This window comes from Gemmatimonas sp., assembly GCF_036405635.1.
Taxonomy (GTDB): domain Bacteria; phylum Gemmatimonadota; class Gemmatimonadetes; order Gemmatimonadales; family Gemmatimonadaceae; genus Gemmatimonas.
This window is the reverse complement of the sequence record NZ_DASWXE010000097.1, coordinates 1-13190: the sequence shown is the minus strand read 5'-3', so window position 1 is coordinate 13190 and position 13190 is coordinate 1. Positions and strand designations below refer to the sequence as shown.

The window sequence follows — 13190 nt, the reverse complement described above, 5'->3', positions numbered from 1 at the left end:
ACCAGCATCGCGCTCATGGTCAGCACGATCCCCGTGATCAGCAACGGGAACTTCAGTGCGATGGAGATCGGACGACGGCGCATTGGGCAATCAGCCTGGCAGAACGGAGGTGGCGTGCAGGGAATACTACCACGGCGGAAGAGGCTTGGGGTGCGCCGGCTGCTCGGGCGCGTCCTGGCAACGCTGTTCCTGATGTCGTTGGTTGGGTCGTTCGGGCTGTGGTGGTCGGCCCGCGACGCACTCGGGGGTGTCGTGGAAGGTGAACGCCTCACCAGAGCGACCAAGTCGCGGCAGTGGCGTGCTGACCGCTTCGTCAACCCGTTGCCCCGGGTGGATAGCGCCATGATGCGGACGCTGGTGGCCTTTGCCTTCGGTGGATCGGCGTATCGGGTGCCGACGGCACCGTTGCCGGTGCAGGTGCGTCATCGGGCGGACTATGAGAACATCCCGGCGTCCGGTCTGCGCGTAACCTGGTTGGGGCATTCCACGCTGCTGCTGGAAATCGATGGCTCCCGTGTGCTCATCGACCCGGTGTGGGGAGAGCGTGTCTCGCCGTTCGGCTTCATGGGACCCAAGCGCTTTCACGCGCCACCACTCGCGCTGGATGAGCTGCCCGATCCACATGTCGTGGTGATCTCACACGATCACTACGACCATCTCGACATGCCCACGGTCAAGGCGCTGCGCCAGCGGCATGTACGGTGGGTGGTACCGGTTGGTGTTGGGGCGCACCTCCAGTCCTGGGGCGTTCCGGCGGCAGAAATTGCGGAACTCGATTGGTGGGAGGCCACACGGGTGGGACAACTCACGCTGACCGCGACACCAGCGCGTCACTTCTCGGGCCGGGGACTGGGCGACGCTGATCGCACGCTCTGGTCTGGGTGGGCCATTGCTTCATCAGCGCATCGCGTGTTCTACAGTGGCGACACAGCCATGCATGAGGAGTTCGACGACATTGGCGCCCGGCTCGGGCCGTTCGATCTCACCATGATCGAAGCCGGTGCATACGATGCGCGCTGGGCCGATGTGCACCTGGGTCCCGAGCAGGCCGTCGAGGCGCACCAGCTGGTGAGGGGGCGCGTGATGCTACCAGTGCACTGGGGGCTGTTTGATCTCGCTCTGCACGGATGGACCGAGCCCATTGAGCGCGTGGTCGCGGCGGCAGAGGCCGCGCAGGTGACGGTGGCCATGCCGCAACCCGGCGCCATGATCGAACCGGAAGCGATGGGCGTGCAGCAGCGGTGGTGGCCAACGATTCCGTGGTCCACGGCGCAGCAGGCCCCCGTGGTGTCCTCCGGACTCACGCACAAGATTGCGCATGCACGGTGATCGCGGCATCGGATGCCATGCGAGGGACCATGGTGTGCATTCGCGGGTAGGGAGGTCGCCATGGATCCACTGACACTGCTTCCGCATCGCTATCCGTTCCTGTTGCTCGATCGCATCGATGCGGTCGAACCCGGGAAGTACGCCCTTGGCGCCAAGCTCGTGACCGGCTCGGAGTGGAGCACGGTGGGTGTGCGGGTGGGCATGCCGGGTTATCCCGTACGTCGTGCGATGCCACACACGCTCATTGTGGAATCGCTCGCCCAACTCACGGCCGCCGTACTCACCGGCCTGGTGGACGGCGGCGGCGACGCGATCGGTTACTTCATGGGCATCGACCGGGCACGCTTTCGTGGCGACGCGTTGCCCGGTGACGAACTGTCATTGCGTGTGGACCTGCTGCAGTTCCGGCGCGGCATCTGCCGGACGCGCGGTGTGGCCACCGTGGACGGTCAACGCATCGTGCAGGCCGATCTCACCACCGTATTGCGCCCCGCATCGAAGATGTAGATATCGAAGATGTAGATGCGGGGGGCGTTCCGCGCTCAGGAACCGCGCAGGCTCTTGCTACGTTCCGTGGCGGCCAGTACGCCCTTGATCAGCGTGACGCGCAGCTTACCGTCTTCCAGCGCCATGAGCCCGTCGATGGTGCAGCCGGCCGGCGTGGTGACTTCGTCCTTGAGCGCTGCGGGATGCACGCCGCGCTCGAGCACCATGCGCGAGGCACCGGCAAGCGTCTGCGCGGCGAGCAGCGTGGCCGTCTCCCGCGGCAAGCCGATCTTCACGCCGGCTTCGCTCAACGCCTCGATGATCAGGTACACATAGGCCGGGCCACAGCCACTGAGGCCGGTCACACCGTCCATCAGCGACTCTTCCACCACGGCCGTGCGTCCGAGTGGACCGAAGATGCGCTCCGCCGCCTCGAGCTGCTGCGGACGCACACCGGCACCAGCGCTGAACACCGTCATGCCTTCGCCGATCAGGCACGGTGTATTGGGCATCGCACGAATGACCGTGGCCTTGCCGCCTGACCAATCCGACAGTTGGTGCGTGGTGATGGATGCGCAGATGGAGAGCAGCAGCTGATCCGGCGTGAGCACCGGCGCGATCTCACTCAGCACGCGCTCCGCCTGATGCGGCTTCACGCACAACAGCACGATCTCAGCCCCCTGCGCGGCTTCGGCGTTGTTGGTGGTGCAGGCGATGCCCAGGCGCTCACGCACATCGGCGGCACTCTCTTCGGTGCGCGTGGAGCCGCGCAGGGTGGCCTCCACGCCGTATTTCGCGAGGCCCTGTGCCACCGCCTCGCCCATCTTGCCCATGCCGATGATGCCGATCTTCATCGCCTCAACCCCGTGTCTGTCCGGTTCCATCCATCAACCAGCGCACGCTGGTCAATTCCCTGAGCCCCACCGGACCGCGCACATGCAACTTCTGCGTGCTGATCCCCAACTCACCACCCAGCCCCAGCTCGAAACCGTCCGTGAAGCGGGTGGACGCGTTCCAGTACACGGCCGCGGCATCGATCTCCTGCTGAAAACGATGGGCGGTCTCTGCTGCCGCGGTAATGATCGACTCTGAATGCCGCGATCCATGCGTCTCGATGTGCGCCATCGCCTCGTCGAGCGAATCGACCACACGACAGTTCATCACGAGGCTCAGATGCTCGGTGTCCCAGCTCGCGGTCGTCGCTGGCGAGACCTTGTCTGCATCGGGCGTCAGCAGCGCCAGGGACCGCTCACACCCCTGCCACCGCACCTGTGGCATGTTCGCCTGCAACGCCGGGAGCAGCGCCTCTGCGACCTGCTGGTGTACGAGCAGCGTCTCCATCGCGTTGCAGACACCCGGGCGCTGGGTCTTGGCGTTGAGCACAATGGCGGCCGCCATCGCCAGGTCCGCGTCTTCGTGCACGTACACGTGGCACATGCCGCGGTCGTTCTTGATGACGGGAATCGACGAGGTGCGTGAAACGTAGTCGATGAGCGCATCACCACCACGCGGCACCACCACGTCGATCCACTGCTTCTGCTGCAGCAGGAACTCCACGATGCTGCGATTGGGATTCGCGATGCCCCACAGGCAATCGGCCCCCACACCGACTTCGGCCAGTGCTTCGCCGAGCAGGGTGTAGAGCACCGCGGTGGTGCGTGCGGATTCCTTGCCGCCGCGCAGGATCATCGTGTTGCCGGCCTTGAAGCCCAGCGAGAAGGCTTCCACCGCCACATTCGGGCGTGACTCGAAGATCATGAGAATCACGCCGAGTGGTGAGCGCACACGACGCACCGCAAGACCGTTTGCGAGGGTCTGCCGATCCACCACTTCGCCCACCGGGTCGGGCAGCGCGGCCACCTGCCGCAAGCTCACGGCCATGTGCGACACGCGGGCGTTCGTGAGCAACAGTCGGTCACGGAACGCGCTGTCGGCCGAATCGGGCAGGGCGGCGAGGTCCTCCTGGTTCGCAGCAAGCACCGTGTCGACGCGCTGCTCGAGCAGGTCGGCGGCGCGCAACAACACGGCGTTGCGCGCATCGCTGCTGGTGGCGCGCAATCGACGTGCCGCACTGCGCAGCGCCTTGAGTTGCGCCGTCATCTCGTCGACGGAGAACGCGCCGTGGCTGATCTCGCGGCTCACTTTTCGCTCCGTCGGCGCATCGCGTCGATGCGGGTGCCCACGTCGGCGTTGTTCGCCACCTGCAGCAGTACCGAGGGCACGTCGCCCTGTACGAGCCAGGTTTCCACGCCATGTTCGGCGGCAAGCTGTGCGGCGCTCAGCTTGGAGTACATGCCACCGGTGCCACGCGATGAACCGCTGCCCTTGTCGGTGCTGTCGAGGAGTTCCTGCGTCACGCGCTTGAGGTTTGTCACGCGCTGCGCGTCGGGATTCTTGCGCGGGTCGCTGTCGTACAGCCCGGCCACGTCCGTGAGGATGAGCAGGCGTTCGGCGCGCGTCACCCAGGCCACGCGCGCCGACAGGCTGTCGTTGTCACCGAACTTGATCTCTTCGGTGGCCACCGCATCGTTCTCGTTGAGCACCGGCGTGACATCCCACGCCAGCAATTGCTCGACGGTGTTCTGAAAGTTGCGCCGCCGCTGATCGTCGGCGATGTCGTCGTAGGTGAGCAGGATCTGCGCACCCAGCAGCCCCGTGGCGTTGAGGGCAAGATTGTACAGGTCCATGACCATCGGCTGGCCGATGGCGCTGAGCGCCTGCTTCTCGGACAGCGTGCGGTTCTTCTTCACTCGCGCCGACGGGACGCGGTCTGCCGCCGACGCGATGGCACCCGAGGTCACCCAGATGACTTCGATGTTGTGCTCGCGGCGCAACTGCGCGACCTGCTGCATCCACGTGCGCAGCAGGAGCGGACCGCCGCTCAGCACCATGTTGCTGCCCGCTTTCACCACCCAGCGGCGCATCCCCTGGGTGCTCTTGGTCTCCGTCTGCGACTTGCTCATGTATCGCAATCTGAACGGATACCGGGCCGCGAACCAAGTCGGGCGAGACGCCCCCGGGACTGCCCAGACGAGGCAGGGGCGAGCCGCGAATTCGCCGGGACGCCGAGCAGCGGAGTACCGGCTATTCGTGCCGGATCGCGTCGATGGGGCTCAGGCGGCCGGCGCGTCGTGCGGGGTACGTCCCGAAGATCACACCAATGGCCACCGCCGCGGCGGCGGCCACCAGCACGGTGCTGGGTGACATGGTGAAGGCCATCTGCTCCGCGCCCACCCAGCGCCGAATGCCCACCAGCGTCCCGGCGCTGATCAGGGCGCCGAGGATGACGCCGGCGGTGCTGCCGAAGCATGACACGGCCACGGCCTCGGTGAGGAATTGCCACTGGATGTCGCGGGCCCGGGCTCCGATCGCCTTGCGAATGCCGATCTCACGGGTTCGCTCGGTCACGTTGGCCAGCATGATGTTCATGATGCCAATGCCCCCCACCAGCAGCGAAATACCGGCCAGTGCTCCCAGAAAGAGCTTCATCACCACCAGCCCCTGCATGGCCTGCTCCAGCGTGCCTTCCCGCGTGGAGATCATCACTGACGTTTCCCAGTCACGGTAGCGCGTGGCCAACCAGTCCTCCACGTCCCGCTTCACACGCTGCACATCCTCCACCGACTCTGCCTTGAGCAGGATGGTGGGGGTGCGCAACGAGGTCGAGCCGCCCAGCAATGCACTCGCCGCGGCGTAGGGCACGGTGGCGGAGTACCCGCGCTCGCCCTTGTAGGCCGCGTGGATACCGATGACTTCCATGGGGATGCCGTGCACGCGCACGAAACTCCCCAGCAGGGAAAGAATGCCACGTTCGGCCGCCAGCTCCGACGCCAGCAAATGCGACAGCACGATGACCGGCGCATTGTGGGAGGCTTCGCTGGCGGTGAACAGGCGCCCGCCGAGCAGGTTGGGGGGCGTGATCTGCTCCACACCCGCCGTGGCCGCGGTGATGTTCACCTGGCGCTGATTGCCGGTGCGGGCATAGGTGACGCGCGCCGAGCCGCCGAGCGTCATGGCCGCACCGCGCAGCGGCGTGATGTCTCGCTGGATGTCGTCGAGGTCGCGCAGCGTGAACACCGGATAGTGGCGCACCGGGACGTTCACGCCGTTCTGCATCACCTGCGTTTGCGCGCGGATGGTGAGGTTCTGCAGATCGGTGGTGCGCGAGAGCTCACCGCGCACGAAGCGCTGCATCGCATCACTCAGCGACAGCACCGAGACCAGCGCGCCCACGCCGATGATCACACCCAGCGTGGACAGGATGGTGCGCAGCGGATTTTCGCGCAGCGAACCGATGCCCACGACGGCCGCCGCCAGGACGTTGGTGACCGAGCTGCCGCCATTCATCGCGGGGGCGCCCCATGTCCGATCAGGGCATAGAAGCGGTCCCGGTATGTGGCCGATACCGGAATCAGTTTGTTGCGGATGCTGATGCGGTCGCGCTCCACGGCGTCGATCTTGTCGAGCGCCACCATGTAGGACTTGTGCACCCGACAGACGCGATCGACCGGCAGGCGCGCTTCCAGCTCAGTCAGCGTCTCCGCCGTGGCAAGACGTTTCTGCGCTGTGTGAATTTGCCGGTAGTCACCGTCGCCCTCGATATACAGCACGTCGACCAGGCGCACTTTTTCCAGGCGGAACTCCGTGCGCACGAAGATGAACCCCCGCTCGGCAGGGGCGTCCACCACGGGGCGGAGCGACTGCGCGCGCTCCACGGCCTGCACGAACCGCTGGAAGGTGATCGGCTTGAGCAGGTAGTCCGCGACCTTGAGGTCATAGCCCTTGAGTGCGAACTCGGGGTGCGCCGTGGTGAAGATGACCTGGCCGTGCACCGTCATCGTTTCCAGCAGCTCGATACCCGACATGCCACCCAGGCTGATATCGAGGAACACGAGGTCGACGGGATTGGCCATCAGCCATGCCATGGCATCGGTGGCGTTGTCGAATGTGTTCACGAGCTGCAGCAGCGGCAGCCGGGCGATGTAGTCGGCGAGGCGTTCGGCCGCGAGCGGCTCGTCTTCAATGATGAGACAGCGCATGCAAAGCCGTCGGGGTGGACTGGCGGGACGCGAACAGCGACTCGGACGATGCCGGAACGCTGGCGAGTTGCACGGAGAGATGCACCGAGTAGACGGCGTCGGCGTCGTCGATTTGCAGCGTAAACCGTCCGGCGTAGAGCAGCTCGAGACGGCGGCGGATGACATCATTGCCGAGCCCACCGGCCAGCGCGGTGCCAAGGGCAGTTGCCTGATCGCGGCGCGCCGGGTCGTAGCGGTTGGCGCAGGTGAAGTGCAGCGATGCGCCATCCACGGCGATGTCGATCGCGATGGCACCGGTCGTCTTCTGACCGGAGGCGTGCTTGAACGCATTTTCCACGAACGGCACCAGCAGCATGGGCGCGATCAGGCTGCCCTGCCGGTTGCCGCGCACTGCGTACGTGACGGTGTCGGGATTGCGCAGCCGCAGCCGCTGCAGCGCGACGTACTTGTCGAGAAAGGCCAGCTCGGTGTCCAGCGGCACCAGATCCGCGCGCGAATCGTACAGTACGAACCGCAGCAACTCCGAGAGACGGGTGAGGTACAGCGACGCCGTCTCGGGGGCCCGCGTGATCAGGGTGTCGATGTTGTTGAGCGTGTTGAACAGGAAGTGCGGGTCGAGCGTGGCCCGCATCAGCGCGACTTCCATTTCGGTGGTGCGGCGGCGCAGGGCATCGCGTTCGGCGAAGTCATCGTACCAGCCCACGAACCCGCGCATGATCGTGGCGATGGTGACGTGAATGGCCGCGATCCCCCCGGTGGCCATCAGGAACGGCGTGATGCGATTGGCGGCAATGTGAATCGACGACGCGTCCAGAATGCGCGAGGGCACGCCCGCGAGACTCACGGCGGATGCCGACAGCAGGGCGAGCAGGCCACCCAGGATGAAGGCGCCGAAGCGCCGGGTGGCGAGGTACCGGGGCGCCAGAAAGCCGTAGGCGATGTAGAACGCCACGACATTGGGCACGATGAGCTGGAACCCGATCCGCGACTGGAACAGCAGGTTAACGAGGCTCATGGGGCTGCGCGCCTGCGCCTGAACCAGTGCAAAGATCAGTGCCAGCAGCAGCAGATACATGACCCAGTATCCGGCGTGCAGCAGCGCCACGACACCGCGCGGCATCGGCGAGAGCGGCATCTCGCCCACAATCGCACTGGCGTCGCGGCGGAGGCGGAAGGGGAGTGGCAGCAGCATGGGCAGAGGTTACTGCCCCTACGCACCGGCCTCCAAGCGGATTCGGTAACCGGTGCGGTTCACGCGGTGAACGGCCCGATTCAGCCGGTCACTTCACGGCCGAGGGCGTCCAGCAGTTCACCCCAGCCTTCCTCGCGCATGACAGGGCCGTCGGCGTTGTCGAAGAAGCACCCCTGTTCGGTCATGGTGAGGCGGGTGCCACCATCCGCGGGCTCGAACTGGAACGTGGCCAACGAGACCGACATGGGAGCTCCGTGGATGCTCATGGAGTAGGTCAGCACGATGCGCTGATCGGGCACGATGTCCATGAAGACCGTGTCGTTGGTGATCACCGTGCCGGCCATCGGCGGCTCGGCCATGCGGAAGCTGGTGCGCTCGCTGCCACCCACACGGAAGTCCGTGGTGAAGTCTTCGACGGTCGACCCTTCGCCTTCGGCAAACCAGCGCCGCTTGCGGGCGGGATCGGAGAAGGCCCGGAAGACCACAGCGGGCGACTTGGTATAGGTACGGCTGACGGTGAACGAGGCGTGGGCGACGGCCATGGGAGTCTCGAGTAAAGAAGCGGGGAAAGGCAATCAGTCGGCGTCGGGCTCGTCGAGCAGCTGGCCGAGTCGGTCGAAGCGACGCTCCCACAGCAGGCGACGGTCGGCGATCCACTGTTCCAGCGACCGGAAGGCGTCTGGCTGGAGCTGGCAGGTGCGCACTCGGCCGACCTTTTCGGTGCGCACCACGCCGGCGCGTTCGAGCACCTGCACGTGTTGCAGCACCGCCGCGAGGGTGATGCGGAGTGGCTTGGCGAGGTCGCTGACGGCCGCCGGTCCGGTGCTCAGGCGTTCCGTGATGGCGCGCCTGGACGGATCGGCGATGGCGTGCAGGAGCTGATCGAGATCGGGATGTTGAAGCATTGGCTTGAGTATCACGCCCTGGGAGGGTAAGTCAAGCAGACGCTTTAGTAAGCGGTCAGATGCCGTGTTGAAGTGGCATATGATAAATTACTTCAAGCCACTGGCGCGTTAGTGGCCGAGGTCTTTAGTGACAGTGATTCTATTCGGCGCTGCATGGCGGCGCGGTCCTGAGCGTTTTCCGCCAGTGTCATAGCGCGCTGGAAGGCACCAATCGCGGCGTCCGGCTGCCCGGCGCGTTCCAGCATGTCGCCCTCGGCCGCCGGCAGCAGGTGATAGCGGCGCAGCGCGGGATCTTCGGCGAGCTCCGCCAGCAGCGCCAACCCCTCGGTGGGACCGAACGCCATCGACACGGCGACCGCCCGGTTGAGCTCCACCACCGGCGACCCGGTGAGCTCCACGAGGCCGTCGTACAGCGCCACAATGCGCACCCAATCGGTCGCGCTGGCCGTGGTCGCCCGTGCATGACAGGCCGCGATCGCCGCTTGCAGCGCGTACGGCCCCAGCGTCCCGGTGAGTGCTTCGGCCTGGGCCTGCGCCGCCAAACCGCGATGCATCGCGAGCTGATCCCACCGGCCACGGTCCTGATCGAGGAGCAGAATGGGCGACCCATCAGGAGCCGTGCGCGCATCGGCACGAGACCACTGCAGCTCCATCAGCGCCAACAGTCCGTGAACCTCGGAGACCTGCGGCACGAGCTGCACGAGCAGGCGGGCCAGACGCAATGCTTCGCTGGCCAGCGCGGGCCGCATCCAATCGGCACCGGCGCTGGCGGCGTAACCTTCGTTGAACACCAGGTACAGCACCCGCAGCACCGAGGCCACCCGATCTTCCAGCGCGCCCCCGCGCGGCATTTCGAATGGTACGCGCGATTCCACCAGCGTGCGTTTGGCGCGCACGATACGCTGGGCGATCGTGGCTTCGGGCACGAGATAGGCCCGGGCGATTTCCGGCGTGGTGAGGCCGCCCACCAACCGGAGCGTGAGCGCGACCTGCGCGTCCACTGACAACACCGGGTGACAGGTCATGAACAGCAGGCGCAGCACATCGTCGCCCACTTCCTGATCCAGAGCGTCGGCCCAGGCGTTCTCGGGGTGGGCGCGCTGATGTGCATCAAGCTGCACGGCCAGTTCGGCGTGCTTGCGCTCGAGAAGCTGGTCGCGCCGCAGGCCATCGATGGCACGATGCCGAGCACTTCGCATCAGCCACGCGCCCGGATTGTCGGGAATTCCATCGCCAGGCCACTGCGTGAGCGCGGCCATCAACACGTCCTGTGCGAGATCTTCCGCGGTCCCGACATCACCGGTGAGTCGCATGAGGCCCGCGACCAGACGAGCCGATTCGGCCCGCCAGATCGCCGCCACGGCGCGCTGGACCTCGTCGGACATTCCTTGGTCGGAGAGTCCGTCGCCGGTCCGCGCGTTGTCCGTCATCCCTGCTTCGCCTGCTGTGCTTCCACGGTCGCCCGCAGCCGGTCTTCCTGCGCGAGCAGTTCGGGCGTCAGCTCGGTGCCAAAATCTTCCGCCTCGAAGCACGGGCGCAGCTCCACCTCGGAAATCACGCCCTCTTCTGCCGGGATGCGGCGCGCCCAGGCAATCGCTTCGTCCATCGACGCGACCTTCCAGATCCAGAAGCCGGCGATGAGCTCCTTTGTTTCGGCGAACGGACCATCGATAACCGTGATGGACTTCTTGCCCTCAAACCGCACCCGCTTGCCGCGCACACTGGGGTGCAACCCGTCGCCCGCCAGCATCATCCCGGCATTGACGAGCTCTTCATTGAAGTTGCCCATCGCCGTCAGCTGCTCGGTGCTCGGCATGATGCCGTTCTCGCTCTCGTGGCTGGCCTTCACGATGACCATGACGCGCATGATGTTGTCCTCAAAGAGTTTAGGAACCTGTATGGGCTGCCCGACGAGGCGTCGGGCAGCAGGTGTTCAGCGGTCTACACAAGGGCGTCGAACGGCAAACATCAAAATCGACAAACCGTTCGAAAGAATTTTCATGGTCGGTTCCGGCTGCCCTTCCGCTACGCCGAGCCGGCCTCGACTTCAGGCTTCGGCCCCGAAGCCGCGTCGGTCTCAGCAGGCCGCTCCATCGGCACCCCCGCCTCGATCAGCGTGCGGTCGTTCATGACCCACAGGAGCTGCGCGCCCATGGCGATGCCCGTCACCAGCAGCAGCGTTTCGATGCGCACGTACTCGGACAGCGGACCGAACACCAGCATGCCCAGCGGCATCATGGCCGTCTGCAGCATGGTGAAGATCGAGAAGACCCGCCCCAGATAGTCGGGTTCCACGTGCTCCTGCAGCAGCACCGTGGCGCCGGCGTTGTACAGCGGCAGCGCTACGCCGAAGATGCCCATCGGCACCAGATAGGCCCAGAAGTTGGGCATGAGCCCCAGCAGCGCGGTGCACACCGCCATGATGGCCGATGACAGCACCATGGTGTGGATGCGGTTGGTGAACCCACCCCACCACGCCATGATGCCACCACCTGTCATCATGCCCACCGAGAACGCCATCTCGATGGCCGTCAGTCTCCACACGTCGGAGCCGAAGGTGCGCACCACCTGCAGCGGCGTGAGGAACGCGGCCGGCGCCACGAGCACCAGCAGCACCGCCACGAAGCTGAAGTACGGCACCAGGAATCGGTGCGCCTTGATGTAGTCGAAGCCCAGCCGCATATCGTCGAAGTACGACACCGTCTGCGGCACGCCGGCCTTCTCGTGCGGCGGCACCTTGAGGAATGCCGCCAACAGGCCAATGGCGACCGCGGCCGTGCCCACGTCGAGCAGGAACACGTACTCGAGTGGCCACACCGACATCAGAAAGCCGGCCAGCATGGGCGCACCAAAGAACGTGGCCGACTGCACCGTACTCTGGATGCCGTTCACGCGCGCCAGCTGATCGGCGGGGACAAATTGTGGCAACAGGGCGCCCACGGCCGGCTGCTGAATGGCCTGTCCGATCGCGCGCACGCCGGCCGTGATCATGATGAGCCACAGCACGTTCTGGCCTGAGCGCAGCGCCAGCGCGAGCAACAGGGTGACGACGGCGATGCTGCCGTCCGAGAGAATGATGAGCCGCTTCCGGTCCATGCGGTCGGCCCAGACTCCGGCAAACGGCGAGACGAGGAACGCGGGGACAAATCCGCACAGGATATAGATCGTCATCAGCCACCCCGACTTCGTGGCGAGGGTGACGTGCCACATCAGGGCGTACTGCACGAGTGCGGTGCCGAACAGCGACAGCGCCTGACTGCCGAGAAAAAGCGCTGTCTTCTGCTTCCAGGTCATTGCATGGTCCAGAGGAACGGGGATGCCAACTTACGCCGATGCGCACCAGGACGACATTGTACCTACACGTCTCACCCGACCTGTGTCACGCACCACTCGTACAACAGGAGTGCAACACTCGTGCGATTCCTCCGGCAGGCAGCGGTTGTTGCAGTCGTGATGCTGGGCGCGGCGCTTCCCGGGCGAGCACAACAGCTGCCTGCCGGAGCGGCGGTGACCGTGCGGTTGCTGGACTCGCTCGAGTCACATGACGCATTCAGGGGACGCACCATCCGCGCCATGGTGCTCACACCGGTGAAGGTCGATGGCCGTATCGCCGTCGCCCCGGGGGCACATGTCATCGGCACGGTGGACGACGTGGGCGTGGAGCGACTGGCCGGGGCGCGCCGCACGGTACGTGTGCACTTCACGACATTGGTCCCCGACACGACGCGGTCCACGGCCTCTCTCCTCATCGATGCGGTCGTGACATCAGTGGACAATGCGCGCGAGACAGTCGACGACGATGGCCGCATTCTTGGCCCACCGTTGGTGAGCCTGCTCAAGTCGCGCACGGCGTGGTCCACCCTGTTGCTAGGCTCGGTCGATCCCATTGCCGGCGCGTTGCTGTTCACGGCCGTGCGCGGCGAGGCGGAAGAACGACATCGCCGTGTGGTGTTTCCGCCAGGCACCGACCTGACCATCGGGCTTCAGCAACCGCTGACGCTTCCCTCATGGCCGGTCTACGCACCACCGGCCGACTTGGTGCAGGATGCCGCCACGGTCGCCGTGTTGCAGTCATTGCCGGCGCGCGGTCTCACGGCCGGCGGACGTGGGCCAGGTGATTTCGTGAACGTCATGCTCGTGGGCACCGACGCGCAGGTGCAAGCGGCGTTTGTCGCGGCCGGCTGGGATACACCGGCCCGCATGTCCACGCGCTCAGACTTCGAGACGTTCGTGCGCGCT

General features: G+C 65.7%; 14 protein-coding genes. 3 read left to right on the top strand and 11 right to left on the bottom strand.

The features are described from left to right. Positions 1-1329 (top strand): MBL fold metallo-hydrolase (locus tag VGE27_RS08360; protein ID WP_331049195.1); only part of this gene is annotated, 1329 nt, incomplete at its 5' end. Between the two features lie 60 nt (positions 1330-1389). Further along, positions 1390-1836 carry a hypothetical protein gene (locus tag VGE27_RS08355; protein ID WP_331049194.1) on the top strand — a complete coding sequence of 149 codons (447 nt, stop codon included), beginning with the start codon at positions 1390-1392 and terminating at the stop codon, positions 1834-1836. Between the two features lie 35 nt (positions 1837-1871). Here the strand turns inward: VGE27_RS08355 and proC are convergent, their stop codons facing one another. From proC to VGE27_RS08300, 11 genes are all read right to left on the bottom strand, one after another. Next, a complete protein-coding gene (gene proC / locus VGE27_RS08350; RefSeq protein WP_331049193.1) occupies positions 1872-2669 on the bottom strand; it encodes a pyrroline-5-carboxylate reductase in 798 nt (265 codons plus the stop codon). Between the two features lie 4 nt (positions 2670-2673). Next, on the bottom strand, positions 2674-3957 hold the full coding sequence (locus tag VGE27_RS08345; protein ID WP_331049192.1) for a glutamate-5-semialdehyde dehydrogenase: 1284 nt from the start codon (positions 3955-3957) through the stop codon (positions 2674-2676). Next, positions 3954-4778 carry a glutamate 5-kinase gene (gene proB, locus VGE27_RS08340; protein WP_331049191.1) on the bottom strand — a complete coding sequence of 275 codons (825 nt, stop codon included), beginning with the start codon at positions 4776-4778 and terminating at the stop codon, positions 3954-3956. Before proB ends, VGE27_RS08345 begins: the two co-directional genes overlap by 4 nt. Positions 4779-4899: 121 nt before the next feature. Continuing rightward, positions 4900-6162: an ABC transporter permease gene (locus VGE27_RS08335; RefSeq protein WP_331049190.1), complete on the bottom strand. Its 1263-nt coding sequence runs from the start codon at positions 6160-6162 to the stop codon at positions 4900-4902. Further along, the gene (locus VGE27_RS08330) at positions 6159-6854 is read right to left on the bottom strand and encodes a LytTR family DNA-binding domain-containing protein (protein WP_331049189.1); all 696 of its coding nucleotides are present in this window, start codon (positions 6852-6854) and stop codon (positions 6159-6161) included. Before VGE27_RS08330 ends, VGE27_RS08335 begins: the two co-directional genes overlap by 4 nt. After that, a complete protein-coding gene (locus tag VGE27_RS08325; RefSeq protein ID WP_331049188.1) occupies positions 6835-8046 on the bottom strand; it encodes a sensor histidine kinase in 1212 nt (403 codons plus the stop codon). Before VGE27_RS08325 ends, VGE27_RS08330 begins: the two co-directional genes overlap by 20 nt. Before the next feature lie 80 nt (positions 8047-8126). Then, positions 8127-8588 carry an SRPBCC family protein gene (locus VGE27_RS08320; RefSeq protein WP_331049187.1) on the bottom strand — a complete coding sequence of 154 codons (462 nt, stop codon included), beginning with the start codon at positions 8586-8588 and terminating at the stop codon, positions 8127-8129. 33 nt (positions 8589-8621) lie between these two features. Next, positions 8622-8951 carry a metalloregulator ArsR/SmtB family transcription factor gene (locus VGE27_RS08315; RefSeq protein WP_331049186.1) on the bottom strand — a complete coding sequence of 110 codons (330 nt, stop codon included), beginning with the start codon at positions 8949-8951 and terminating at the stop codon, positions 8622-8624. 92 nt (positions 8952-9043) lie between these two features. Further along, positions 9044-10336: an RNA polymerase sigma factor gene (locus VGE27_RS08310; protein ID WP_331049185.1), complete on the bottom strand. Its 1293-nt coding sequence runs from the start codon at positions 10334-10336 to the stop codon at positions 9044-9046. 41 nt (positions 10337-10377) lie between these two features. Continuing rightward, positions 10378-10818 (bottom strand): YciI family protein, encoded by a 441-nt coding sequence (locus VGE27_RS08305; protein ID WP_331049184.1) that lies wholly within the window; start codon positions 10816-10818, stop codon positions 10378-10380. A gap of 158 nt (positions 10819-10976) precedes the next feature. After that, the gene (locus VGE27_RS08300; RefSeq protein ID WP_331049183.1) at positions 10977-12245 is read right to left on the bottom strand and encodes an MFS transporter; all 1269 of its coding nucleotides are present in this window, start codon (positions 12243-12245) and stop codon (positions 10977-10979) included. A gap of 120 nt (positions 12246-12365) precedes the next feature. On the opposite strand from VGE27_RS08300, the gene VGE27_RS08295 reads away from it, so the two are divergent. Beyond that, a partial coding sequence (locus VGE27_RS08295; protein WP_331049182.1) for an LssY C-terminal domain-containing protein occupies positions 12366-13190 on the top strand: 825 nt, incomplete at its 3' end.

What these genes read in the sequence shown, in the direction of transcription:
- VGE27_RS08355 (WP_331049194.1), top strand. Translation starts at nt 1,390, where the DNA reads ATGGATCCACTGACACTGCTTCCGCATCGCTATCCGTTCCTGTTGCTC.
- proC (WP_331049193.1), bottom strand. Translation starts at nt 2,669, where the DNA reads ATGAAGATCGGCATCATCGGCATGGGCAAGATGGGCGAGGCGGTGGCA.
- proB (WP_331049191.1), bottom strand. Translation starts at nt 4,778, where the DNA reads ATGAGCAAGTCGCAGACGGAGACCAAGAGCACCCAGGGGATGCGCCGC.
- VGE27_RS08335 (WP_331049190.1), bottom strand. Translation starts at nt 6,162, where the DNA reads ATGAATGGCGGCAGCTCGGTCACCAACGTCCTGGCGGCGGCCGTCGTG.
- VGE27_RS08330 (WP_331049189.1), bottom strand. Translation starts at nt 6,854, where the DNA reads ATGCGCTGTCTCATCATTGAAGACGAGCCGCTCGCGGCCGAACGCCTC.
- VGE27_RS08325 (WP_331049188.1), bottom strand. Translation starts at nt 8,046, where the DNA reads ATGCTGCTGCCACTCCCCTTCCGCCTCCGCCGCGACGCCAGTGCGATT.
- VGE27_RS08320 (WP_331049187.1), bottom strand. Translation starts at nt 8,588, where the DNA reads ATGGCCGTCGCCCACGCCTCGTTCACCGTCAGCCGTACCTATACCAAG.
- VGE27_RS08315 (WP_331049186.1), bottom strand. Translation starts at nt 8,951, where the DNA reads ATGCTTCAACATCCCGATCTCGATCAGCTCCTGCACGCCATCGCCGAT.
- VGE27_RS08310 (WP_331049185.1), bottom strand. Translation starts at nt 10,336, where the DNA reads ATGTCCGACGAGGTCCAGCGCGCCGTGGCGGCGATCTGGCGGGCCGAA.
- VGE27_RS08305 (WP_331049184.1), bottom strand. Translation starts at nt 10,818, where the DNA reads ATGCGCGTCATGGTCATCGTGAAGGCCAGCCACGAGAGCGAGAACGGC.
- VGE27_RS08300 (WP_331049183.1), bottom strand. Translation starts at nt 12,245, where the DNA reads ATGACCTGGAAGCAGAAGACAGCGCTTTTTCTCGGCAGTCAGGCGCTG.